The sequence below is a fragment of the Arthrobacter sp. FB24 genome (assembly GCF_000196235.1).
In the GTDB taxonomy this organism is placed as follows: domain Bacteria; phylum Actinomycetota; class Actinomycetes; order Actinomycetales; family Micrococcaceae; genus Arthrobacter.
This window is the reverse complement of the sequence record NC_008541.1, coordinates 2,925,762-2,948,931: the sequence shown is the minus strand read 5'-3', so window position 1 is coordinate 2,948,931 and position 23,170 is coordinate 2,925,762. Positions and strand designations below refer to the sequence as shown.

Annotated in this window: 22 protein-coding genes and 1 tRNA gene; 17 read left to right on the top strand and 6 right to left on the bottom strand. The window is 65.0% G+C overall.

The window, feature by feature from the left end; translation table 11 throughout:
- Positions 1-65 precede the first annotated feature (65 nt).
- The 5 genes from ARTH_RS13355 to ARTH_RS13335 all read right to left on the bottom strand — a co-directional run bounded on the left by ARTH_RS13355 (position 66) and on the right by ARTH_RS13335 (position 4,267).
- The gene (locus ARTH_RS13355; RefSeq protein WP_011692470.1) at positions 66-1,109 is read right to left on the bottom strand and encodes a M4 family metallopeptidase; all 1,044 of its coding nucleotides are present in this window, start codon (positions 1,107-1,109) and stop codon (positions 66-68) included.
- 114 nt (positions 1,110-1,223) lie between these two features.
- Positions 1,224-1,296 (bottom strand) — tRNA-Arg (locus tag ARTH_RS13350).
- A 77-nt stretch (positions 1,297-1,373) separates the two neighbouring features.
- Positions 1,374-2,885: an FAD-dependent oxidoreductase gene (locus ARTH_RS13345; RefSeq protein WP_011692469.1), complete on the bottom strand. Its 1,512-nt coding sequence runs from the start codon at positions 2,883-2,885 to the stop codon at positions 1,374-1,376.
- Positions 2,886-2,890: 5 nt separating this feature from the next.
- Positions 2,891-3,763, bottom strand: coding sequence for an FAD:protein FMN transferase (locus tag ARTH_RS13340; RefSeq protein ID WP_011692468.1), 873 nt, complete (start codon positions 3,761-3,763; stop codon positions 2,891-2,893).
- A gap of 39 nt (positions 3,764-3,802) precedes the next feature.
- Complete coding sequence (locus ARTH_RS13335; protein ID WP_011692467.1) at positions 3,803-4,267, bottom strand: FMN-binding protein; 465 nt, start codon at positions 4,265-4,267, stop codon at positions 3,803-3,805.
- 165 nt (positions 4,268-4,432) lie between these two features.
- Here ARTH_RS13335 and argS point away from each other — a divergent pair, with 165 nt between their 5' ends.
- From argS to ARTH_RS13285, 10 genes are all read left to right on the top strand, one after another.
- Entirely contained in the window at positions 4,433-6,097 is a 1,665-nt protein-coding gene (argS, locus tag ARTH_RS13330) for an arginine--tRNA ligase (protein ID WP_011692466.1), read from the top strand.
- Between the two features lie 5 nt (positions 6,098-6,102).
- Positions 6,103-7,605 (top strand): diaminopimelate decarboxylase family protein, encoded by a 1,503-nt coding sequence (locus tag ARTH_RS13325; protein ID WP_011692465.1) that lies wholly within the window; start codon positions 6,103-6,105, stop codon positions 7,603-7,605.
- A complete protein-coding gene (locus ARTH_RS13320) occupies positions 7,606-8,922 on the top strand; it encodes a homoserine dehydrogenase (RefSeq protein ID WP_011692464.1) in 1,317 nt (438 codons plus the stop codon).
- A complete protein-coding gene (gene thrC / locus ARTH_RS13315) occupies positions 8,923-10,029 on the top strand; it encodes a threonine synthase (protein ID WP_011692463.1) in 1,107 nt (368 codons plus the stop codon). It abuts the gene before it with no gap.
- A gap of 2 nt (positions 10,030-10,031) precedes the next feature.
- The gene (thrB, locus tag ARTH_RS13310) at positions 10,032-11,018 is read left to right on the top strand and encodes a homoserine kinase (RefSeq protein WP_043429874.1); all 987 of its coding nucleotides are present in this window, start codon (positions 10,032-10,034) and stop codon (positions 11,016-11,018) included.
- A 349-nt stretch (positions 11,019-11,367) separates the two neighbouring features.
- Positions 11,368-13,557, top strand: coding sequence for a transcription termination factor Rho (rho, locus tag ARTH_RS13305; protein WP_011692461.1), 2,190 nt, complete (start codon positions 11,368-11,370; stop codon positions 13,555-13,557).
- A gap of 108 nt (positions 13,558-13,665) precedes the next feature.
- On the top strand, positions 13,666-14,739 hold the full coding sequence (gene prfA, locus ARTH_RS13300) for a peptide chain release factor 1 (RefSeq protein ID WP_011692460.1): 1,074 nt from the start codon (positions 13,666-13,668) through the stop codon (positions 14,737-14,739).
- Between the two features lie 18 nt (positions 14,740-14,757).
- A complete protein-coding gene (gene prmC / locus ARTH_RS13295; RefSeq protein WP_011692459.1) occupies positions 14,758-15,654 on the top strand; it encodes a peptide chain release factor N(5)-glutamine methyltransferase in 897 nt (298 codons plus the stop codon).
- Between the two features lie 72 nt (positions 15,655-15,726).
- On the top strand, positions 15,727-16,464 hold the full coding sequence (locus tag ARTH_RS13290) for an L-threonylcarbamoyladenylate synthase (RefSeq protein WP_011692458.1): 738 nt from the start codon (positions 15,727-15,729) through the stop codon (positions 16,462-16,464).
- Positions 16,461-17,219: a WecB/TagA/CpsF family glycosyltransferase gene (locus tag ARTH_RS13285; RefSeq protein ID WP_011692457.1), complete on the top strand. Its 759-nt coding sequence runs from the start codon at positions 16,461-16,463 to the stop codon at positions 17,217-17,219. Before ARTH_RS13290 ends, ARTH_RS13285 begins: the two co-directional genes overlap by 4 nt.
- An 18-nt stretch (positions 17,220-17,237) precedes the next feature.
- On the opposite strand, the gene ARTH_RS13280 is transcribed toward ARTH_RS13285, so the two are convergent.
- On the bottom strand, positions 17,238-18,134 hold the full coding sequence (locus tag ARTH_RS13280) for a glycosyltransferase (protein ID WP_011692456.1): 897 nt from the start codon (positions 18,132-18,134) through the stop codon (positions 17,238-17,240).
- Positions 18,135-18,430: 296 nt separating this feature from the next.
- On the opposite strand from ARTH_RS13280, the gene ARTH_RS13275 reads away from it, so the two are divergent.
- From ARTH_RS13275 to ARTH_RS13245, 7 genes are all read left to right on the top strand, one after another.
- Positions 18,431-19,591: an MraY family glycosyltransferase gene (locus tag ARTH_RS13275; protein ID WP_011692455.1), complete on the top strand. Its 1,161-nt coding sequence runs from the start codon at positions 18,431-18,433 to the stop codon at positions 19,589-19,591.
- Positions 19,592-19,698: 107 nt separating this feature from the next.
- Entirely contained in the window at positions 19,699-20,190 is a 492-nt protein-coding gene (locus ARTH_RS13270) for a hypothetical protein (RefSeq protein WP_011692454.1), read from the top strand.
- 16 nt (positions 20,191-20,206) lie between these two features.
- Positions 20,207-20,506 (top strand): hypothetical protein, encoded by a 300-nt coding sequence (locus ARTH_RS13265; protein ID WP_011692453.1) that lies wholly within the window; start codon positions 20,207-20,209, stop codon positions 20,504-20,506.
- Between the two features lie 91 nt (positions 20,507-20,597).
- The gene (atpB, locus tag ARTH_RS13260; protein ID WP_011692452.1) at positions 20,598-21,398 is read left to right on the top strand and encodes a F0F1 ATP synthase subunit A; all 801 of its coding nucleotides are present in this window, start codon (positions 20,598-20,600) and stop codon (positions 21,396-21,398) included.
- A gap of 80 nt (positions 21,399-21,478) precedes the next feature.
- Positions 21,479-21,697, top strand: a complete 219-nt coding sequence (gene atpE / locus ARTH_RS13255) for an ATP synthase F0 subunit C (protein ID WP_011692451.1) — start codon at positions 21,479-21,481, stop codon at positions 21,695-21,697.
- A gap of 52 nt (positions 21,698-21,749) precedes the next feature.
- Positions 21,750-22,298, top strand: coding sequence for a F0F1 ATP synthase subunit B (locus tag ARTH_RS13250; protein WP_011692450.1), 549 nt, complete (start codon positions 21,750-21,752; stop codon positions 22,296-22,298).
- Positions 22,298-23,125 (top strand): F0F1 ATP synthase subunit delta, encoded by an 828-nt coding sequence (locus ARTH_RS13245; protein ID WP_011692449.1) that lies wholly within the window; start codon positions 22,298-22,300, stop codon positions 23,123-23,125. The genes ARTH_RS13250 and ARTH_RS13245 overlap by 1 nt, the downstream gene beginning before the upstream one ends.
- Positions 23,126-23,170: the final 45 nt, after the last annotated feature.

The following is a 23,170-nucleotide window of genomic DNA, read 5'->3' as shown; positions in this document are numbered from 1 at the left end:
GGCCTGGTTTCCTGTGCTTCCTGTACTGCCTGGCCGCCGGCTGACCGCTCCGGCGGCGATCCCAGTTACAGCTTTACCTTCACAGTTTCCCACGCCTTCCGGACGGCGTCATGTTCCGGGGAAGCGGCGCCGAACAGTTCTGCGGCGGACGCGGCCGTGGCCTTGGCGAACTTGGTAAACGTTGCGTTGGCAGGCAGCGAACCTCCGGTAAGGGCGTCGTACCAGATCCGGCCCGGGGTTTCCCAGGCGTTGCCGCCAAGTGCCGACGCCACGAGGTAGAACGCGCGGTTGGGGATGCCGGAGTTGATGTGCACGCCGCCGTTGTCCGCGCTGGTCCGGACGTAGGAATCCATGGAGTCCGGCTGGGGATCCTTGCCCAGCACGTCGTCGTCGTACGCGGTGCCGGGAGCCTTCAACGACCTCAGGGCTGAGCCTTGTACCTTGTCGGTGAACAGGTTTTCCCCGATCAGCCAGCTGGCCTCCGATGCCGACTGCTGCGCGAGGTACTGTTCCACCAGTGCGCCGAACACGTCCGACAGCGATTCGTTGATGGCACCGGCCTGGTTCCGGTAGACGAGTCCGGCGGAATGCTGCGTCACGCCGTGCGCCAGCTCGTGGCCAATGACGCTCAGGGACCGAGTGAAACGCTGGAAGATTTCGCCGTCGCCGTCCCCGAACACCATCTGGTGTCCGTCCCAGAAGGCGTTGTCGTAGAGCTTCCCAAAATGCACGCTGGCATCCAGGGCGAGCCCCTGGCCGTCGATCGAGTTCCGGCCGAAGGCCTCTGCGTAAAGCCGGTGGGTGTGTCCCAGTCCGTCGTAGGCCTCATCCGCCGAGGGGTCTCCCGTGGCGGGTTCACCCTCCCTGCGGACCAGCTGGCCGGGAAGGGACTCGGAGGTCCCGGCGTCATACACGGTGCGGTTCGGCGGACCTGGCTTCAGCTGCCGGATACCGGACGGGACTGCCGGCAGCGGAAGCGCGCGGCTGGCCTGGATGGACCTGATATGAAGCAGGGCTTCCTTCGCCGCCCGGGCCACCGCGTACAGGCGGGGTTCGTGCTGTGCCGCAAGGCGCCGCAGCATGTAGGGCGGGATGATGGAGCAGTACATATATGTCCCCTTTACTCGTCGGCGATGAAGACAGCCTACGAGGGGGTTACGACATTGCGGCGGGACACGCCTTAAGCAGGAAACCCCGCCAGCTGGGCTGGCGGGGTTTGTCTGTGCCCTCGATAGGATTCGAACCTACGACCTTCTGCTCCGGAGGCAGACGCTCTATCCCCTGAGCTACGAGGGCAATCAGGGTTTCCTGCCGTTTCCGGCGGGACGTCCTAGAGCTTAGCAGGAAGGTGGCCTTCAAAGGAAAATCGGCGTTCAGTATCCGGAAAACGAATCGGTACGGATCCGCCGCGCACCTGCACTGCGGGCGGCAGCCCGGAGCGAGCGGACGCTGGCGGGCGAGCCGGAAATGAACACTTCGCGGGCGGCAATGTCCGGAACCAGTTCCTTGAGGGCCGCGCCGTCGATCCGCTCCGGCGGCGGGGAGACCGTGCTGGCGTCCTCCATGAACGGCGGCGGCGCGGAACCGTCGGAGAGCCGGGCAATGACCCGGGCGCCGGACTGTTCCAGCGCATCCGCGTAGGCGAGTTCTGCCGCCGACTTTGCCAGGTACAGCAGGACGACGTCCCGGTTCCTGGCCGCACCTGCGGCGAGCTGGGCAAGGTAGGGGGTGATGCCGATGCCGGCCGCCACCAGCAGGACCGGCCCGCGGGACCCGTCCGGGAGGACGAAGTCGCCACCCACCGTGGTGGCCGTCACGGAGTCCCCGGGCCGCAGCGCGAGCAGGGCACGCTTGGCGGCGGACACGGGCTCGGCCGTGCCCACGCCGATCGTCACGTCCTGTGCGTCCGGGGCGCTGGTCAGGCTGAAGACCCTCCGCAGGCCCTTGCCGTCCGACCTGCCATGGGGCAGGTGCAGCTCGATGTACTGTCCGGGCACGAACCGCACCGCGCGGTCGGGCAGGAAGCTGAATTCCGTCGTCGTCGGCGTCATGGGCCGCGACTCCTGGAAGTTCAGCCGGATACCGCCGCGCTGCCCCGCCAGGAACGCGAGCAGGTTCCCCACCAGCAGGGCCAGTTCGGGAGAGTTCGCCACGAACCCCAGGTTGTAGGGGACGGCAAAGACAACGCCGACGACGGCGGCGAGCGCCAGCTGCTGCCGGCGCCGGGGCGGAAGGGTCAGCGGTTCGGTCAGCATGAAGCCCACGAAGAACAGCACGGGCCGCTGCGCGAGAGGCTGCCACAGTGCCTGGCCCGGCGACATCCCGGCCCGGAGGAGTTCCGTGGCCACGATGGAAACTGAAACCACGGTGAACACGGCGCCCATGAGCATCTTGCGGGTGCGGTAGAGCACCAGCAGGATGCCGGGGACCAGGAGGAAGAGCATCGCGGGAGTGGCCGCCCACCACGTGGCGATGTTAAGGCCGGTCAGCCCGGTCACAAACGCCCCGGCCGCAGCCGGATTGAAAATGTGCCTGCCGCGCCAGGCCAAGGCGTATTTCGACGCTGATGCCAGGATGCAGGCGAGTGCGACGCCCCCAATATCCAGCGCCTTAAAACTGGGCCAGAACAGGAAATACAGCAGCAAACCGGTTATCAGGGATGATTCCGAATGCGGCCGGACATGGAACAGCGCAGCAAGCCCGCGGTTCGAGACGTAGGTCAGTCCCAGGCAGAGCACCAGGTGCGTGAGCATTTCAGGGATGCCGAACGTCAGCCAGCCCAGGACATTGAGCAGCAGGCTGTACGCGGCAAGTACGGCGAGCACCCACAACACCAGGCGGTACATGGTGAAGCGGTTCAAGGACGTGTCCGCACGCTGGATCATGGAACTCATTCGAACAACACTCCTTCGAAACCTGCTGAGTAGGCGGCGCTTCCGTCCGAGAAGACCGTAAGCCAGGAAAAACCAAAATCCTGCTCAAGCGCCTTGCCGGAAACGAAGAACAACGCCGTGGCCAGGGCGTCGGCCGTCATGGCATTGCCGGCGAGTGCCCACGTGGCAACCACTGTCCTGACCGGAGCCCCCGTGGTGCCGTCCAGCACATGGTGAAGCCCGTCGCCCCACCCCCTGCGGTTGGCTGCCGAGGCGCACAGGGCTCCCGCGCCCAGGCTGATCGTGCCGATGGCGCGGCCGGGATCGTACGGGTGCTCCAGGCCCACGGACACGGGCACGGGGCCGGAATTGAGCAGGTCGCCGCTGGCGTCGATGAAGTGTTCCGTGATGCCCTGCGACCGGAGTTCCGCGGCAAGCAAATCCGCGAGCTGCCCCTTGCCGGCAGCTCCGACGTCCAGCACCACGGGAGCGCTGGTGGTCACCACGGTGTCCTGCCAGTCCAGCACCTCGTCCCACAGCGGGGCGGGCAGCGGGATTCCGCGCGGCCGGAGCGAATAATCCGGATCGTAGCCAAGCTGTTCCAGGCTGCCGCCGATCAGCGGCGTCATGGCGCCGTCCGTCAGCCGGTACAGGCTCCGGTACAGGCGGCCCAGCGCGCCTGCACCGTCCGGCATCCGGAAGCGGCCGGGCTCCCTGGCCGCCTGCGCCACAATCGAGTCAGGACGGAAACGGGACCACGCGGCGTCGTACGTCTCCACCACGTCGAGCAGCCGGCGGCGCTGGCCGCCGTCCAGGGTGCCCGGCGTTGAAATCTCCCAGCTGGTTCCGATTCCGTCGAAACTGAACGCTGCCCAGCCCGGGTGCGGCACGTTATCTCCTCTTGGCGTGGTAGGCGGGATCAGTGGTACTTACTGGGCTTCGGCCTTGATCTTCTCCACGGCCTGGTTGAAGCCTCCGCTCGTGAGCGAAGAACCGGCAACCTCGGAAACATTCAGTTCATCCAGCTTCTTGCCCACGATCTGCGCCGCGATGCCGCCGGCGAACTCGCCCTGGAACTTGCGGGTGTTGGGGTTTGATGGATGCTGGGTGATGTTTACGCCGGAGACCGTGCCGCCTGCAAGGGTCAGCTCGACGCCCACGGTTTCCGTGCCGTTGGGGGAGACATAATTTCCGTCCGCGCTGTACGTGCCGTCCTTGTAGCCGGTCGCCCCCGGGGAAGAGGCGCCCGTCCCGGCGATCGGGGCGCTGCCGGTTGTGGCAGCAGCGGACTGGGCGGCGGGTGCCTGGGCGGACGGCGCGCAGCCGGCTACGGTTCCGATCAGGGACATGCCGGCGATGCCGACGAAGAGGCTCTTGCGTACCGGGAAGCTCATGCAGGGCTCGTTTCGTGTAGTTGCAGGCAGTTACAGGATGGACAACGTTGGAATCAGCGTAATGGTTCAGCCTGTGACCAAGCCCATGCCCTCCTGTGCGCGCTATCGGCGTCATGGCCTTGCCCCGATTCCGCGGCTTTCGCGGGCCACCGGTAGGCTAGACGCGTGACTCCCGAAGAACTCTCCCTCGCCATGTCCGCCTGCCTGAAAGACGCCGTCGCCGCCGGTGAAATCACTCTTTCCGCGTCCGCCGTGCCGGACGAGGTGCGCGTGGAGCGGCCGAAGAACCGGGACCACGGCGACTGGGCCACGAACATAGCCCTCCAGCTGTCCAAGCAGGCCGGGGTCAACCCCCGGGAGTTCGCCACCGTCCTCAGCACCCGGCTCGCGACCATCGACGGCGTTTCAGCCGTGGACATCGCCGGCCCGGGCTTCCTGAACATCACGGTGGACGCCGCGGCCGCAGGGGCTCTCGCCAAGGCCATCGTCGAAGCCGGCCCGGAGTACGGTACCAACTCGGCGCTCGCCGGGCATGTGGTCAACATGGAATTCGTCTCCGCCAACCCCACCGGTCCGCTGCACATCGGCCACACCCGCTGGGCGGCGCTGGGCGACTCGATCGCACGGGTGCTCCGGGCGTCGGGCGCAAAGGTCACTGCCGAGTACTACATCAATGACGCCGGATCGCAGATGAACGTCTTCGCCCGTTCCGTACTGTCCCGGCTGCACGGACGCGGGGTGCCTGAGGGAGGCTACCCCGGCGAGTACATTTCCGAGCTGGGCCACCACGTCCTGACGGAGCACCCGGACATCCGGGAACTGACCGACGTCGCGGCGCTGCCGGTGATCCGTGGCGCCGCGTACAAGGCGCAGATGAAGGACATCAAGGACACCCTCGCCGACTTCGGCGTCGCCTTTGACGTCTACTTCTCGGAGCAGGAACTGCACGACGCCGGCGCCATCGAAAGTGCCGTCGCCCGCCTTCGCGAGCAGGGCCACGTGTTCGACGACGGCGGTGCCGTCTGGCTGCGCACCACGGACTTCGGTGACGACAAGGACCGGGTGATGATCCGGGCGAACGGCGAACCGACCTACTTCGCTGCGGATGCCGCTTACTACCTCTCCAAGAAGGACCGCGGCTTCGATCAGAAGATCTACCTGCTGGGAGCAGACCACCACGGCTACATCAACCGGCTGAAGGCCATCGCCGCTGCCGCCGGAGACGATCCCGAGGCCAACATCGAGGTGCTGATCGGCCAGCTCGTGTCGGTGAACGGCGCCAAGCTGTCCAAACGCGCGGGCAACATCATCGAGCTCAAGGACCTCATTTCCTGGCTGGGCAAGGACGCCGTCCGTTATTCGCTGGCGCGCTTCCCGGCGGACTCCCCGCTCACCCTGGATCCCGAGCTGCTGAAGAAGCACAGCAACGAGAACCCGGTGTTCTACGTGCAGTACGCGCATGCACGCTCCCGCGGCACAGCCCGCAACGCCGTGGCTGCCGGAGTGGAACGCCGCGTTGATGGAAAAGATGCGTTCGACGCCTCGCTCCTGGACCACGCTACGGAGAATGAACTGCTCTCGTACCTGGGCAGCTACCCCTCCATCGTGGCCAAGGCCGCCGAGCTGCGTGAACCGCACCGCGTGGCCCGCCACCTGGAGGTCATTGCCGGCGCCTACCACCGCTGGTATGACGCCTGCCGCGTGGCGCCGCAGGGCGATGAGCCCATCACCGACGTCAACCGCACGCGGCTGTGGCTCAACGATGCCACGAGCCAGGTGCTGGCCAACGGCCTGGAACTGCTAGGCGTTTCGGCGCCGGAACGGATGTGACCCCCATGTCAGCACAGCCCGGGAATTCCTTGAACCAAGCATCCCCCCTGGCCCCGGAGTGGCTCGACGTCCCGGCAGACCTCAACGCGCTCCACGAGCCCATGTGGGCCGCCGGCGTCGCCCGGAACGACGCCGGCGAGCTCGCCATTGACGGCATTCCGGTCAGCGAGCTCCAGCATGAGTTCGGCACGCCGCTGTTCGTGATGAGCGAGAACGACTTCCGGGCCCGGGCGCGCGCCTTCAGCGATGCCTTCAACGACGCGTTCGCCGACATCTGCGGGGGAGTGGACGTCTACTACGCCGGGAAGTCGTTCCTGTGCACCGCGGTTGTCCGCTGGGTGGAGGAGGAAGGGCTGCGCCTGGACACCGCCTCCGGCGGGGAACTCGCCGTCGCCGCCCGCGCGGGCATCCCGGGAGCAGACGTCGCCCTGCACGGAAACAATAAATCCGACGCCGAGATCCACCGTGCCCTGGACATGAAGCTGGGCCGGATCGTGGTGGACAGCCTTGCCGAGCTGGAGCGCATCGCCGCGATCGCGTCTGCCCGCGGCGAAACGGCCAGGGTCATGCTGCGGCTGACCCCGGGCGTGCACGCCCACACCCACGAGTTCATTGCCACCGCGCATGAGGACCAGAAATTCGGTCTCTCCATGGCAGAAGACTCCACGGACCAGGCCGGCCTGTCCGCGGCGGAGGAGGCCGTGGCCGCCGCCACGGGCTTCGCCGGCATCGAGCTCCTGGGCCTGCACTGCCACATCGGCTCACAGATCTTCGAACCGGACGGCTTCGCGCTGGCTGCGGTAAAGCTGCTCCGTTTCCTGGCTGCAATGCAGGAAAAGTACTCCATCGTCCTGCCTGAACTGGACCTCGGTGGCGGTTACGGCATCGCGTACACCCCGGTGGACACCCCACGGCCTCCCGCAGAGATCGCACAGGCGATGGCCGCCGTCGTGCGTTCCACCTGCGAGGAACTGGGCATCACGGCCCCCCGGATCTCGATCGAGCCGGGGCGCGCCATCGTGGGCACCTCCACGTTCACGCTTTACGAAGTGGGAACGCTCAAGACCGTCCGCGTTGACGCGCCGGCCGCTGCGGACGGCGCAGCGGCCGACCAGGCAGGAAACACGGCAAAAAACGTTACGTACCCGCGCCGCTATGTGTCGGTGGACGGCGGCATGAGCGACAACGCCCGCCCGGTGCTCTACGACGCGGATTATTCGGCGATTGTGGCCTCGCGGACCTCCGGCGCGGCACCGCAGTTGTCCCGCGTAGTGGGCAAACATTGCGAGAGCGGCGACATAGTTGTTAGAGATGTATATCTGCCCGAGGACGTGGCAGCCGGTGATCTGCTCGCTGTACCGGGGACCGGCGCCTACTGCTGGGCCCTCTCCAGCAACTACAACTATCTGGCCCGGCCGGGCGTTGTCGCTGTGCGCGACGGATCAGCCCGGCTGATTGTCCGCGGGGAAACCGAACAAGATCTGCTGAACCGCGACATGGGAGTCTGAATGACTGAATTGCGAACCCTGAAGGTAGCCCTGCTGGGCTGTGGCAACGTTGGGGCCCAGGTGGCGCGGATTCTCATTGATGACGCTGACGCACTGGCCGCACGCACCGGAGCCCGCCTGGAGCTGACCGGCATCGCCGTACGCACCATCGATGCACCCCGTGACGTTGAGCTGCCGCGGGAACTCTTCACTACGGACGCAGACACCTTGGTCAAGGACGCGGACCTCGTGATCGAACTGATGGGCGGCATCGAACCTGCCCGTTCCCTGATTCTCGCCGCCATCCAGAACGGGGCCTGCGTGGTCACCGGCAACAAGGCCCTCCTGGCCCAGGACGGCCCCACGCTCTATGAAGCTGCGGACAAAGCAGGCGTCCAGCTGTCCTACGAAGCAGCGGTGGCCGGCGCCATCCCCATCCTGCGCCCCATCCGCGACAGCCTCTCCGGTGACCGTATTACCCGGGTGCTGGGCATCGTGAACGGCACCACCAACTTCATCCTGGACCAGATGGACACCACGGGCGCGACGTTCGCGGACGCCCTGGCCGAGGCGCAGCGCCTGGGCTACGCGGAGGCGGACCCCACCGCCGATGTGGGCGGACTCGACGCCGCGGCCAAGGCAGCCATCCTCGCCTCGCTGTCCTTCCATACCCGTTTTGACCTCGAAAACGTCCATTGCGAAGGCATCACCGGCGTCAGCGCGGCGGACATCGCCGCGGCCAAGGACGCCGGGTTCGTCATCAAGCTGCTGGCCATTGCTGAGAAGCTGACCGCCGCAGACGGTAGCGAGGGCGTGTCTGTCCGAGTGCACCCCACCCTGCTGCCGCGCGAGCACCCGCTGGCCGCCGTCCACGGTGCCTTTAATGCCGTCTTCGTTGAGGCCGAGAATGCCGGCGAGCTGATGTTCTACGGCCAGGGCGCCGGCGGTACTCCCACGGCATCGGCCGTACTGGGCGACCTCGTCTCCGCCGCACGCCGGATTGTCCTGGGCGGCCCTGCGCAGACCGAGACCACCATTGGCAAGGTCCCCGCCCTGCCGATTGACGCCGTCAACACCAGCTACTACATCGGCCTTGACGTTGCCGACCAGCCGGGTGTGCTGGCAAAGATCGCCCAACTGTTCGCGGAGCACGGCGTGTCCATCGAGATCATGCGCCAGACCATCCACCGCGACGCCGACTCCAACGTGGAATCGGCCGAACTGCGGATCGTCACCCACCGCGCAACCGAAGCTGCACTGGCAGCAACCGTCCAGGCCGTGAAGGGCCTCGACGTCATCAATTCCGTTACATCCGTACTGCGGGTAGAAGGAGTCTAAGTGGCTCACCAATGGCGCGGTGTCATCCGCGAATACGCTGATCGTTTGCCCGTAACGGAAAGCACCAAAGTCATCACCCTCGGTGAGGGCGGCACGCCGCTTGTCCACGCGCAGAAGCTCTCCGAGCTGACCGGTTCCACCGTGTACCTCAAGGTGGAAGGCATGAATCCCACCGGTTCCTTCAAGGACCGGGGCATGACCATGGCCATGACTGCCGCGGTGGCCTCCGGCGCCGAGGCCGTGGTGTGCGCCTCCACCGGTAACACCTCCGCGTCCGCGGCGGCCTATGCCACGGCAGCGGGCCTCAAGTGCGCCGTGCTCGTCCCGGAAGGCAAGATTTCCATGGGCAAGCTCAGCCAGGCGATCGCCCACGGCGCCACCCTCCTGCAGGTGGACGGGAACTTCGACAACTGCCTGGACATCGCCCGGAAGCTGGGGGAGTCCTACCCGGTATTCCTGGTGAACTCCGTCAACCCGGCCCGGATCCAGGGGCAGAAAACCGGCGCTTTCGAAGTCGTGGACGCACTCGGCGACGCCCCGGACATCCACGTCCTTCCGGTAGGGAATGCCGGTAACATCACCGCGTACTGGAAGGGCTACAAGGAGTACTCGGCACCGTTCGAATCCGACACTGCCGGCACCCTTCCTGCCGTGTCCACCAGGACCCCGCAAATGTGGGGCTTCCAGGCCGCCGGGGCGGCGCCGTTTGTCGCCGGCCACCCCATCACCGAGCCGGACACCATCGCCACGGCAATCCGGATCGGGAACCCCGCGTCCTGGGACGGCGCCATCGCCGCCCGTGACGAATCCGGCGGGCTGATCGAAGCGGTTACCGACGACGAAATCCTGGCAGCGCACCGCTGGCTGTCCGCCAAGGAAGGCGTCTTCGTTGAACCCGGTTCCGCCGCCGGCGTTGCAGGCCTGATCAAGAAGCACGCCGCCGGGCAAGTCCCCGCCGGAAAGACCATCGTGATCACGGTGACCGGCCACGGCCTGAAGGACCCGCAGTGGGCGCTGCGCACCGAAGACGGCAGCGATGTCCAGCCGGTCAACGTGTCCAACGATGTGGTCACCGTGGCCGCCGAGCTGGGCCTGGAAGAAAAATAGCCTTGGAAACCACCCTCACCGTCCCGGCCGAGTCCGCCGCAGGCGCGCCGGCAGTCCCGGCCGGGCAGCTGGTGACCGTCCGCGTGCCTGCCACCAGCGCCAACCTGGGACCGGGATACGACAGCCTGGGGCTGGCCCTTTCGCTCCACGACACGTTGACCGTGGAAACCCTCGGCAGCGGCGAGCTTGAATTCGAACTCAGCGGCGAAGGCGCGGAGACGCTTCCGCGCGACGCGAGCCACCTGGTGGTCAAGGCGATCACCGTGGCCCTGCACCGGTTGGGTTTCCGGCATGAGGGCCTGAGGATCACAGCCGACAACGTCAACCCGCACGGCCGCGGCCTGGGCTCCTCGGCATCGGCCGTCGTGGCCGCCGTTACCGCGGCCAATGCCCTCGTTCCGGAGGATTCGCGCCGCGGCAAGGACTGGATCCTGCAGCTCACCAGCGAAATGGAAGGCCACCCTGACAACGTCGCACCGGCCATATTCGGCGGTCTGGCGCTGTCGTGGCAGGACAGTGACCAGTACAGCAGCACCTGCGCCACCGTGGCGGACTCCGTGGTTCCCGTTGTCGCAGTACCTGACTATGAGCTGTCCACCGAAGCCGCACGTGCGCTGCTGCCGGCGTCAGTGGGCCATCACGCCGCTGCGATGAACTCCGGCCGGGCGGCGCTGCTCATCCACGCACTCACCAGCAAGCCTGAATTCCTGCTGGCGGGCACGGAAGACTATCTCCACCAGAGCTACCGGGCTGAGGCCATGCGCCCCAGCGCGGACCTGATCCGCGCACTGCGCTACGCCGGACACGCGGCCGTTGTTTCCGGGGCCGGGCCGACTGTGCTGGTGCTCGCCAACGGCGAAGAAGAGGCAGCGGCCGTGGTGGACTTCATCGGGGCCTATACCCGGGCCAACACGCCGGATGTGGGATGGCGTGTGATGAAGCTGGCGGTGGACGTTGAAGGTGCTAAAGTGGGAGTGCACCGGCGGTAATCCCGCAGGCAGTTAGTTATAAGAACCAGAACCCGCAGTCAAAAGAATCCGATGTTGGCCATGGCGCCTGTCTAATCGTTTGCTGCTCTGAACTTCAACTGCGCAACAGTCTCCGGTGCCGCCTGCTTGGTCTGTCGCAGGAATCTGCAGAATAGTTCTGCACCCCTGAACCGTCAGTCCGCCATTCCGGTCTCTTGTTGGAGTGGTCGAGGCGTATCAGTATCCGGCCCTGCTGGCCGAAATTCCATCCGGCAAGGCCGAAATCCGGCTGTAGATCTGAACTGCAGCCCAGATCAAATCATCGCGTCCAGCTCCCAGTCTGGACGCCGTCGAGGGGGAAGGATCCTTCGTGACCGAAACCACTGAGCTGTCTCCAGCTGTGGACACATCTTCTGCTACCGAGTTGTCGGCAGCACCCGCAAAGAGCAGCGGCCTTGCCGGCCTTAAGCTCGCCCAGCTGCAGGCCCTCGCCAGCCAGTTGGGTATCTCTGGCGGATCCCGCATGCGCAAGGGCGATCTGGTGACCGCCATTTCCGCCCATCGTGCGGGTACTCCAACCACAAAGGCTCCTGCCAAGGGTGCCGAGAAGACCGGCGAGACTATCTCGGCCCGGGCCACGGCTCCGGCTGCAGCTGCACCTGCAGCGGGCGCCCCTGCGGCCGGAACCGCAGCGGAAGCCGCCGAGGCTCCCGCCCAGGAAGGCACTCGTGCCCGGCGCGGCCGCAGCCGCCGCGCAGGCAGCGACGGCGTGATCACCCCTCCCGCCACCGAGGCTCCGGAAACTGCTCCCAGCGAGGCCCCCGCGGCCGCGTCCGCTCCTGACGCCGGCCAGGCCGCCGTGTCCGAAGGTGCCGCCCCGGAAGCTGCAGAGCGCCGCCAGCCGCGCACCCGCAACCGCCGCCGCGGTGAAGCGGCAGCCCAGGCGACTGCACCGGCCGCCGAAAGCGAAACACAGGCCGAGGCTCCTGCCGAACAGCGTGTTGCTGAACAGCGCACCGAACAGCGCACTGAACAGCGTGCCGGGGAACAGCGCGAACAGCGCGGTGCAGACCAGGGCGGCGAAGCAGCCGACGCCGGTCAGCGCAACGAACGCCAGTCAACCCGCACCCGCGGCGGTCGCGATGGTGGAGACACCTCCGGTGCGCCCCGCCGCGATGACACCCGCGACAACACCCGCGACAGCGACGATTCGGACGGCGGAAGCCGCCGCAACCGCCGCAACCGCCGTGACCGCAACGACCGCAACGACCGCTCAGGCGGCCAGGGCCAGGACAACCGGGACAACTCCCGCAACGACCGGTTCCGCGACCGTAACGACCGCCGTCGTGGACGCGCCCAGGGACCGGACGTCGACGACGTCGAGGTCACCGAGGACGATGTCCTGCTGCCCGTCGCCGGCATCCTGGACGTGCTGGAGAACTACGCGTTCATCCGCACCTCCGGTTACCTGCCGGGTCCGAACGACGTCTACGTGTCCCTCGCCCAGGTCAAGAAGTACAACCTGCGCAAGGGCGACGCCGTGGTCGGCGCCATCCGCGCACCGCGTGAAGGCGAAGACCGCAGCCAGCAGTCTGCCCGCCAGAAGTTCAACGCCCTGGTCCGCGTCACCTCCGTCAACGGCAAGACCCCCGAGGAGCTCAAGGACCGCGTCGAATTCGCGAAGCTCGTCCCGCTGTACCCCTCGGAGCGCCTGCGCCTCGAGACGGACCCCAAGAAGATCGGCCCCCGCGTCATCGACCTGGTTGCCCCGATCGGCAAGGGCCAGCGCGGCCTGATCGTTTCGCCGCCGAAGGCCGGCAAGACGCTCATCCTGCAGTCCATCGCCAACGCCATCACCACCAACAATCCTGAGGTCCACCTCATGATGGTGCTCGTTGACGAACGCCCTGAAGAAGTCACGGACATGCAGCGCACCGTCAAGGGCGAGGTCATTGCCTCCACCTTCGACCGTCCCGCCGACGACCACACCACCGTGGCCGAGCTCTCCATCGAACGCGCCAAGCGCCTCGTGGAAATGGGCATGGACGTTGTGGTTCTCCTCGACTCGATGACCCGACTGGGCCGTGCCTACAACCTGGCGGCGCCGGCTTCCGGCCGTATCCTCTCAGGTGGCGTCGACTCGGCAGCACTGTACCCGCCGAAGCGCTTCTTCGGTGCCGCCCGCAACATCGAAAACGGCGGCTCGCTCACCATCCTGGCCACCGCGCTCGTCGAGACCGGTTCCAAGATGGACGAGGTCATTTTCGAAGAGTTCAAGGGAACCGGCAACATGGAACTGCGCCTGTCCCGCCAGCTCGCGGACAAGCGCATCTTCCCGGCCGTGGACGTCAACGCGTCCGGTACCCGCCGCGAAGAGAACCTGCTTTCCCCCGAGGAAGTCAAGATCATGTGGAAGCTGCGCCGCGTCCTCTCCGGACTCGAAACGCAGCAGAGCCTTGAGCTGCTGACCAACAAGATCCGGGAGACGCAGAGCAACGTCGAGTTCCTCATGCAGGTCCAGAAGACGACGCTTGGTGCGAAGTCGGATAACGACAAGTAGCTACGTTCACCGCTCAAAGTGTGCCGACCCTGTGGTCGGCACACTTTGAGCGGTTCGTCGTTAAGTCCCGGGAAACTAGACTTGTAAGAGTCGAAAGAGGTTGTGAAAATGTTTGAGTCCGTACAGGGCCTGCTGGATGAGCATGCTGCTATCCAGGCGCAGCTGGGGGATCCTGCTGTTTATGCTGACCAGAAGCTTGCCCGGAAACTGGGGCGGCGTTCTGCCCAGCTGAACGGAATTGTGGAGGCCTACCACCGTTGGGAAAGCATCCGCGACGACCTGGCGGCTGCCAAGGAAATGGCGGACGAGGACCCCGAGTTTGCGGCGGAGGTGCCGGAACTGGAGGCTTCACTGGAGACTGCTGCCGCCAAGTTGCGCCGGCTCCTTATCCCGCGGGATCCGGACGATGCCCGGAACGTGATCCTCGAGGTCAAGGGCGGCGAAGGCGGCGACGAAGCTGCTCTGTTCGCTGCGGACCTGCTGCGGATGTACTCCCGCTATGCGGAGTCCCGTGGCTGGAAGACCGAACTCATCTCCGCCACCGAATCGGACCTCGGCGGGTACAAGGACGTCCAGATGGCCGTCAAGGGCAACTCCAACGACCCCGCAGAGGGCGTCTACGCGAGACTCAAATTCGAGGGCGGCGTGCACCGCGTGCAGCGCGTCCCGGTGACGGAATCCCAGGGCCGCATCCATACCTCGGCTGCCGGCGTGCTGGTTCTTCCCGAAGTGGACGAACCCGAGGAACTCGAGATCAACCAGAATGACCTCAAGATCGACGTCTACCGGTCCTCCGGTCCCGGCGGGCAGTCGGTCAACACCACCGACTCCGCGGTGCGTATCACCCACCTTCCCACCGGAATCGTGGTGGCCATGCAGAACGAGAAGTCCCAGCTGCAGAACCGTGAAGCCGGCATGCGCGTGCTCCGGGCACGCATCCTGGCGCACCAGCAGGAGCAGATTGACGCCGAGAACTCGGCTCAGCGCAAGTCGCAGATCCGCACCATGGACCGTTCCGAGCGCATCCGCACGTACAACTACCCGGAAAACCGGATCGCGGACCACCGCACCGGCTACAAGGCCTACAACCTGGACCAGGTCATGAACGGCGACCTTGAACCGGTCATCCAGTCGGCCATCGAGATGGACGAACAGGCCCGCCTGGACGCCATCGGCGAATAGCCCCCGGCCGGTCGTTTGATGACACATGGAACAGGACTGAGCCTGGCGGAGGCTGTCGGCCAGGCAACCGCGCTCCTGGCCGAGGCCGGTGTCCCCAGCCCTCGTGTGGACGCGGAGCTCCTGGCCGACCACCTCCTGGGCGTCGGACTGGGCAGGCTGAGAGCCATGCTCCTGGTCGATTCCCCGGCTCCCGAGGGTTACGCCGAACTGGTGGCCGAGCGCGCGCGCCGGGTGCCGTTGCAGCACATCACCGGTGTGGCGCATTTCCGCTACCTGCAGCTTGCCGTGGGGCCGGGGGTCTTCATTCCCCGGCCGGAAACCGAATCCGTGGTGCAGCTGGTCATAGACTGGCTTGGCGACAGGGACCGGCTGCAGGGCCGTGCCCGCCCCAAGGTGGTGGACCTGGGCACCGGATCCGGTGCCATTGCAGGGTCCATCGCACTCGAAGTCCCCGGCGCGGAAGTCTACGCCGTGGAGTTCAGCGAGTTTGCGCACGCCTGGGCCGAACGGAACCTGCGCCCGCTCGGTGTCACCCTCCTCCGGGGGGACCTGCGCGACGCGCTTCCGGAACACAACGGAACGTTCGACGTCGTCGTCTCCAATCCGCCCTACATTCCCGCGGAAGCAATCCCCAACGAACCCGAAGTGGCGCTGCACGATCCGCCAGAAGCCCTGTACGGCGGGGGAGCGGACGGAATGGAGCTCCCGACGGCGGCGGCAGCGTCTGCCGCCCGGCTGCTGGTTCCCGGCGGCTACTTCGTGATGGAACACGCCGAAGTCCAGGCGACGTGGATCGCCGCCATGATGAAGAAGTCCGGCCTCTGGTCCGACGTGACGACGCACCTGGACCTGAACGGCAGGGAACGCGCCACCAGTGCCGTCCTTGCAGGACCGGGTAACGGAACAGCCCGGTAAACGGCAAAGCCCAGTAAGCGGCACGGATCGGTGGATGCGGGTCCGTGCATGAAGTGATGAAAGAATAGGCCAGTGACCACAACCTATGACTGCACGGCAGCTGACCAGCGGGCTGAAGGGCTGGAGAATGCCCAGCGGGCCATCCGCCAACACAAATGCGTCGTGTTCCCGACGGACACGGTTTATGGAATCGGTGCTGACGCGTTCTCGCCACAGGCTGTCACCTTGTTGCTCGCATCCAAGGGCCGCAGCCGGAAGATGCCGCCGCCCGTTCTGATTCCGCGTCTCAACGCCCTGGACGGACTGGCAACGGACGTCCCTGCAGAGGCCCGCAAGCTTGCTGAGGCGTTCTGGCCGGGAGGCCTCACCATGATTTTCCACGCACAGCCGTCGCTGGACTGGGACCTGGGCGAGACCAAGGGAACTGTTGCGTTGCGGATGCCTGCCGACGACGTCGCGCAGGACCTGCTGACTCTCACCGGACCGTTGGCGGTGTCCTCCGCAAACCGCACCGGCCAGCCTGCTGCCCGCACCGCCGCCGAAGCCATGACCCAGCTCGCTGAATCCGTCGAGGTTTACCTCGAAGGGGGATTGCGCCCGGACGGCGACGCGGACGCTGACGCCCTGCCGTCCACCATCGTTGACGCCACAGCACTGCCGCTCAGGGTGGTCCGCCAGGGTGCCATCAGCGTCGAACGGCTTCGCGAGGTCGTTCCGGGTCTCCTGGACATCGACGGCAATGCGGCCGACGTCCCTGCGACTGAGCCGGCCGTTGACAACGAACCCGTGACAGAGCACGGCGCCGAATGATCCTCACCCGGCAGCACATACCCGTCCTCGGCGTCGACGCCACGCCGCTGACCGTTTCCGGGATGACGGCCACGCTCAACCGCTTTGTTGCCGAAGGCAGCACCCGCACAGTGGTGGGCCACAACCTGCACAGCGTGACGCTTTTTCATTCGGACCCGGAATTCCGCGCCCTCTACGAAGACAGCGACGTCGTGCTGCTCGATGGCGCCCCCGTCCTGTGGCTCTGGGGGAGATCGGGAGAGGCCGATGGGCCGGTCATGGACTACCGGCTGGGCTCCACCGACTGGATCCCTGCCCTCGGCAGCGTCGAAGGGCTTGAACGAATTGCCGTGATCGGAGCCGGAGCGGAAGCCAATGCGAGGGCTGTGGCACGCCTGGCCGGAATTGTCCCCAACGCCAAGGTGGCCGGCATGCCAGGCGAAGGCTGGAACAGTGCCCTTGAGGGCGAAGCTGTAGCCTGGCTGCAGGAGCTGCGTCCCCAGATGGTGCTCCTCGGACTGGGCATGCCGCTCCAGGAGATGGTCCTCCGCCGCAGGCTTTCCGTTCTTCCCCCTGCCGTGTATTGCGCGGTGGGCGGTGCGATCGAACAGATTGCCGGAATCCAGAAGCTGGCTCCGCGATGGCTGGGCCGCCTGGGCCTGGAATGGGCCTGGCGGCTCATGCTGCATCCGCGCAGGGTTGCCTATCGCGTGTTCGGCGAGCCGTGGGTGCTCCTCGCGCTTCTGGTCCGGCGACGCCTCACGTCAAACCGCTAGCAGCCGCCGCCGGGCGGCCTAGTACTTCTGGTCCTTCAGGGGCCCGAAGCCCTTGCCCCGGAGGCCGGTGGAAAACGCCCGAAACCAGTCAGCCAGCCCGCGGAAGTCGCCGCGACGCAGGAAGTAGCCGAGGTAGCCGCCCACGTCAGCCACGAGCGACTTCACCCGGAAATGGCGGCGGATAAGGTATCCGCGGTTCCGGTAGTAGTAATAGCGCTTGAACGCGGTCTCAGGAACAATGACGTGCCACCGGGCGCCGAAAACGTGTTGAGTCTCTGCAAAAGCGTGGGGGTGCGTGATGGCCGTGGTGGTCACCGTGCCGAAGCGGATGCCGGCTTTCCGGAGCCTGATGGTGAAGTCCACCTCGTCGCCGCGGATGAAGAGCCGCATGTCGGGCAGACCCACTTTGAAGAAGACGTCCGAGCGGATCAGCGCGCCATTGAAGAAGTGGCCGTCATCGGGCAGGAAACCGAGTTTTTCCACGTCCGCGCGGTCGTGGGTGACTTTGCCGTCGAGGCGGAAGAAAAAAGACAGCCGGTCCGGGTGGCCGGGCGCGGCAACCAGCGGAACCACGGCGTCCAGGCCGCGTGCCTCGGCCTCGCGGAGCAGCGTGGCTAGGCACTCCGGGTCGCCGGGCTCGGCGTCGTCGTCCATCATCCAGATCCAGTCAGCGCCGCTGGCAACCGCCTTGAGGATGGCCAGGGAGAAGCCGCCTGCGCCGCCAAGGTTCGCTTCTGACCGGACATAGTCCACGTTGGAGTGCCGGGAAGCCACGTCTTTTGCGGGCACGGTGCCGCTGTCCACCAGGCAAATCGAGCGGACCGGAGCGGTCTGCCTGTTGATCGCATCCAGCAGAACGGCGAGCTCATGGGGACGATCGAACGTCACGGCGGCAACTGCAACCGACAGGGACATTGCTGGTTCCTTTCAACACGGCTGCCGGTGGTTTTCCCGCCGGCATTGGGCCGTGTGACGCGAAGCCAGCTAGCCGTTGGCATTAGTATCTTGACTAGAGTCCACTGTAATACAGCCCTGTCAGGCACTACGCACTGCCTGCCGCGCGCACGGCGACGGAGAAGTTTCATTTATCGAAAGTCAGTTCCACAGCAATCGCACCCTAGCTATCCCTGCCACCCTGCACTGACCGGGCCGCAGGGATGCACGCTGCCAGGGGTTGGTTCCGCTGACGGTGCGGGGAAGGTGGTTTCCCCATGATCATGTACCTGCTCATGATGCTGACGGCAGCAGGCGTCTCGTTCGCCGCGACCTGGGGCGCACGGTTCATCGGCAACAGGCTCGAACTCTTCTCGCCGATCCGCAGCCGCGACACCCACTCCCACAAGGTCTCCAGGCTGGGAGGCCTGGGTATTTACGCAGGGTTCCTGGTGGCGCTGGTCGTGGCGAGCCAGTCATTCTTCGTCAAGGACATCTTCCGCGGCAACGCCTCACCGTGGGGGGTCCTCGCCGGCGCCACGCTGATCGTCATTGTGGGCCTCGCCGACGACCTGCTCGACCTGCGGTGGTGGGTGAAGCTGATCGGCCAAAGTGCCGCAGCCATTGTGGTGGCCATCTGGGGCGTAAGGATGACCATCGTCCCCTTTGTTCCCGAGCCCATCATCCTCGAGAACGAGATGGTCCGCATTGTCCTCACTGCCGGGCTGATCGTGACCACCATGAACGCCTTCAACTTCATCGACGGACTGGACGGGCTGGCCGCAGGGGTAGCTATCATCGGCGGTGCAGCCTTCTTCCTGACCGCATACTGGGTGCACCGGTCGGCCGTGCTCCTGGACTATTCGGACCTTGCGACGCTCCTGACTGCGGTTGTGGTGGGCAGCTGCGTGGGATTCCTGCCCCACAACTGGTTTCCCTCGAAGATCTTCATGGGCGACTCCGGCGCCATGCTGATCGGTCTCCTGCTGGCCTCCGCGGGCATCGTGTCGACCGGGCAGATCACGTCCGGCCTTTATGACCGTGCCAACGGTATCCCCACGATCATTCCCATCCTGCTGCCCTTCGCCGTGTTGTTCCTGCCGCTGCTGGATCTTTGCCTGGCTGTCGTACGGCGGACTGCGCTGGGCCGCTCGCCCTGGTCAGCCGACCGCGGACACCTGCACCACAAACTCATGGACATCGGCTATTCCCACCGGGCCTCCGTCCTCCTGATGTACGCGTGGACCTGCGTCCTGGCATTCGGTGGTCTGGCTTTCGCGATTTTCCCGTGGCAGACGGTACTGGCCGTGGACATCGCTGCGGCCGCCATCATGGCTGTGGTCACCGCGTGGCCTTACCTTCGCGACAAGGCGCCCGGAGCGGGGCCGAGGTCGGAAGCGGAGGCAGAGGCCGAAGCTGAAGCGGCCGGGCAGGAGTGACCTTTGGACACCCTTTTCCGAATAATTTCTATCTCATGTAGAATTTCAGTGCAGCTCTTCGCCGCACGCTCCCTTGCCAGCCCGCAGTACACGACGATTGGGATCTTATGACCTCCAACGCCGAACCCGGACACAGATCCGGCAACGGACCCGTTGGTGTCTCCGGTCCCACAAAGTCATTGTGGCTGGGACTTTTGAAGCTGAGCGCAGGCGCGGCGCTTGCCGGCCTTGTGCTCGCCGGAATACCGGCCGCCATGCTCAACGGCTCCGGGGGAGTGCTGTCCAGCACTTTCGGCGGACTCCTGGTGATGGCCTTCTTCGGAATCAGCCTCCTGGTTGGCCATTTTGTCGGGCGGAACAATCCATCGGGTGCCATCGGGGTCTTCGTAGTCACCTACTTCGTCAAAGTAGTGGGTTTTGCCGTCGTGCTCTTAGTTATCGGCGCTCCCGCCTGGCTTCATGGCCGCTGGTTCCTGATCGGCGCCGTTACCGCCGTCGTATTTTGGCAGGCAGCAGAGATCTACGGATTCAGCAAGGCCCGCCTCCGCATTTATAACGACCCCCAACCCGTGAAAGACGGCAATGATGAACAGCCGTAATTCGAAGCGAAAAAACATGCGGGAAATCCCCAAATCCACCCAAGGTTCAGCAGGCGTATCTTCCGATGGCGGGGACGGCGGATACAACGCCGGCATCGCCGTCTTCAGCTACATAATTGGCGGAATCATCGTCTGGAGTTTGATAGGGTGGGGTCTGGATTATCTGTGGGGAACCCGCTGGATTGTGCTCGCAGGCGCTCTGCTTGGAGCTGCGGGAGGGTTCTATCTTTCTCATATGCACGGCCTCACCAGTAACAGAACGTCAACTGGTGAAGACAGTGCAGCCAGCGGCCCGTCCAAGGACGAGGAACAGTAATGCCTAACAATTTCACAAGGGGAAGGGCGGACACGATGATCGCCGGACCCTCACCAACGCCCAATGATGGACACTGCAGAGAGGAAACGCGTTGATCGCGCTTGCGCTCCCGGCCCAAGATTCAGGAGAGTTCAATCCTCCTGGAATTGAAGAAATGCACCTGCCGGCAATCCTGCCGTGGGGTGCGGCAGACGGATTCTCCAAGCAGATGCTGCTGGTAATCCTGTCGGTCGTCATTATCGCTACATTCTTTCTGCTAGCTGCGCGGAAGCAGCAGCTTGTTCCCGGCAAACTGCAGTTCGCAGGTGAGGCCGCGTACGGCTTCGTCCGCAACAGCATCGCCAAGGACATCATTGGCGGCAAGGACTTCATGAAGTACGTCCCGCTGTTGTTCAGCCTCTTCTTCTTCATCCTGGTGAACAACATCTACGGCGCCATCCCGCTGATCCAGCTTCCGAGCTTCTCGCACGTAGGCGGCGCCTACGTGCTGGCTGCCATTGTCTACCTGACCTGGATCGCCATCGGCGTGAAGAAGAACGGGATCAAGTACTTCAAGCTGGCCACCGTACCCACGGGCGTGCCGGTCTACATTCTCCCGATCGTTATCCCGATCGAGATCATCTCCAACTTCCTGGTCCGCCCGGTCACGCACAGCCTCCGTCTGTTCGCCACCATGCTGGCCGGTCACCTGATCGTGATGATTGCCGGTTCCGGCATCGAGTACCTCGTCATGCAGGAGAACATCCTCCTCAAGGGCACCTCCGTACTGGTGCTCGTCGGCGCTATCGCCATGTACATGCTGGAAGCGCTGATCATGGCGCTGCAGGCTTACGTTTTCACGCTGCTGACTGCCATCTACATTGAAGGCGCTCTGCACGCGGACAGCCACTAGGCACCCACATACTTCCCCTTCGCGGGGATGAAGCAACCCAAACAACCTGCCACACGGGTGGCATCTTGAAAGGAAGAAAAATGGAAGGCTCCATCAACGGCTCCCTCAACCTCATCGGCTACGGCCTCTCCGCTATCGGCGGTGGTATCGGTGTGGGTCTCGTGTTCGCGGCTTACATCAATGGTGTGGCACGTCAGCCGGAAGCCCAGCGCGTCCTGCAGCCGATCGCATTCCTCGGCCTCGCGCTGACTGAAGCACTCGCCATCCTCGGCCTGGTCTTCGCTTTCGTTCTCTCCTAATCGTTAGAACCTAGCGAACATCCAGAACCGAGTAGATAAGGACGGGTGAAATATGAATCAGACGATCATCTCAGCCGCCACCGAAGGCACTAATCCGCTCGTTCCCAACCCTTGGGAAATGGGCGTAGTCCTGGCCGGCTTTGCTGTCCTCTTTTACATCGTGGTCAAGTTCGTTGTCCCGATGTTCGAGAAGACGTTCGCAGAGCGGGCCGAGGCTATTGAAGGTGGCATTGCCAAGGCCGAAAAGGCCCAGGCAGAGGCTTCTGCTGCACTCGAAGAGTACAAGCAGCAGCTCACCGACGCCCGTGCAGAAGCCAACCGCATCCGCGAGGAAGCCCGTGCAGAAGGCGCTCAGATCCTGGCGGACCTGAAGGAAAAGGCAGCTGCAGAGTCTGCCCGCATCACCGCCCACGCCCACGCGCAGATCGAATCCGAGCGCCAGGCGGCCGTTGTGTCCCTGCGCGCCGAAGTCGGCACGCTGGCCACCACCCTGGCAAGCCGCATCGTCGGCGAGTCACTGAGCGATGATGCACGTGCAGCCCGTGTGGTTGACCGTTTCCTGGCAGATCTGGAGAACCAGAACGCAGGTGCAGCTAAGTAATGGCAGGTGTATCGAGCGAATCGCTGACCGCGGCGCTGGTTGCGTTGGAAGCCAAGCTTCCCTTCGCTTCGCTGCAGTTGGCAAAGGAACTCTTCGGAATCCTGGGAACAGTGGACAGCTCGGCTGGCTTGCGCCGTGCCCTGACTGACCCGTCCCGCAGCGGCGACGAAAAGTCGGCACTGGTCAAGCAGCTCTTCGGTGGAAAAGTCTCCACCGATGCTGCGGAAATTGCGAGCGGACTGGCCGGTTCACGCTGGGCGTCGGCTCGGGATATCGGCGATGCACTCGAGACTCTTGCCGCTTCGGTGGTAATAGCCGTTGCTGAGAACAAGTCGGCCGTCTCTGCCTCAGGAATCACCGGACTGGAAGCGCTGGAGAACGATCTGTTCGCCTTCAACCACGCCGTTGATTCCAGCCACGAGGTACAGCGTGCTCTGTCCGAGCCGCAGGCGAGCCCGGCTGCCAAGATTGCCCTCGCCGAAAAGCTCGTTCCCAATGCAAGCGAGGAAGCGAAAGTCCTTATCGGACAGGCAGTTTCGCATCCCCGTGGCCTCAAGGCGACCAACCTTGTGCGTCGGTTCGCAGAACTTGCAGCCAAGCGCCAGCAGCGCTGGATCGCAACGGTCAGCGTCACCCGTCCGCTGACGGAGTCGCAGACCGGCCGGCTGCAGGCAGGGCTGAACGCCCTGTACGGGCGCGAGCTCAAGATCAACATGAACGTTGACCCGGCACTGATCGGTGGCATCCGGATCCAGGTTGGTGATGAAGTGGTAGACGCTTCGCTGCTCACCCGCCTGGGCCAGCTCCAGCGTCAGCTTGCCGGCTAACCGGACAAGCACAACTTAACTGATAGAAACCCCGGTCATCGTGAC

What these genes read in the sequence shown, in the direction of transcription:
- ARTH_RS13265 (WP_011692453.1), top strand. Translation starts at nt 20,207, where the DNA reads ATGCGGGAAATCCCCAAATCCACCCAAGGTTCAGCAGGCGTATCTTCC.
- prfA (WP_011692460.1), top strand. Translation starts at nt 13,666, where the DNA reads ATGTTTGAGTCCGTACAGGGCCTGCTGGATGAGCATGCTGCTATCCAG.
- ARTH_RS13245 (WP_011692449.1), top strand. Translation starts at nt 22,298, where the DNA reads ATGGCAGGTGTATCGAGCGAATCGCTGACCGCGGCGCTGGTTGCGTTG.
- ARTH_RS13275 (WP_011692455.1), top strand. Translation starts at nt 18,431, where the DNA reads ATGATCATGTACCTGCTCATGATGCTGACGGCAGCAGGCGTCTCGTTC.
- ARTH_RS13325 (WP_011692465.1), top strand. Translation starts at nt 6,103, where the DNA reads ATGTCAGCACAGCCCGGGAATTCCTTGAACCAAGCATCCCCCCTGGCC.
- ARTH_RS13250 (WP_011692450.1), top strand. Translation starts at nt 21,750, where the DNA reads ATGAATCAGACGATCATCTCAGCCGCCACCGAAGGCACTAATCCGCTC.
- ARTH_RS13270 (WP_011692454.1), top strand. Translation starts at nt 19,699, where the DNA reads ATGACCTCCAACGCCGAACCCGGACACAGATCCGGCAACGGACCCGTT.
- ARTH_RS13345 (WP_011692469.1), bottom strand. Translation starts at nt 2,885, where the DNA reads ATGATCCAGCGTGCGGACACGTCCTTGAACCGCTTCACCATGTACCGC.
- ARTH_RS13320 (WP_011692464.1), top strand. Translation starts at nt 7,606, where the DNA reads ATGACTGAATTGCGAACCCTGAAGGTAGCCCTGCTGGGCTGTGGCAAC.
- ARTH_RS13355 (WP_011692470.1), bottom strand. Translation starts at nt 1,109, where the DNA reads ATGTACTGCTCCATCATCCCGCCCTACATGCTGCGGCGCCTTGCGGCA.
- ARTH_RS13280 (WP_011692456.1), bottom strand. Translation starts at nt 18,134, where the DNA reads ATGTCCCTGTCGGTTGCAGTTGCCGCCGTGACGTTCGATCGTCCCCAT.
- prmC (WP_011692459.1), top strand. Translation starts at nt 14,758, where the DNA reads ATGACACATGGAACAGGACTGAGCCTGGCGGAGGCTGTCGGCCAGGCA.
- ARTH_RS13335 (WP_011692467.1), bottom strand. Translation starts at nt 4,267, where the DNA reads ATGAGCTTCCCGGTACGCAAGAGCCTCTTCGTCGGCATCGCCGGCATG.
- ARTH_RS13285 (WP_011692457.1), top strand. Translation starts at nt 16,461, where the DNA reads ATGATCCTCACCCGGCAGCACATACCCGTCCTCGGCGTCGACGCCACG.
- atpE (WP_011692451.1), top strand. Translation starts at nt 21,479, where the DNA reads ATGGAAGGCTCCATCAACGGCTCCCTCAACCTCATCGGCTACGGCCTC.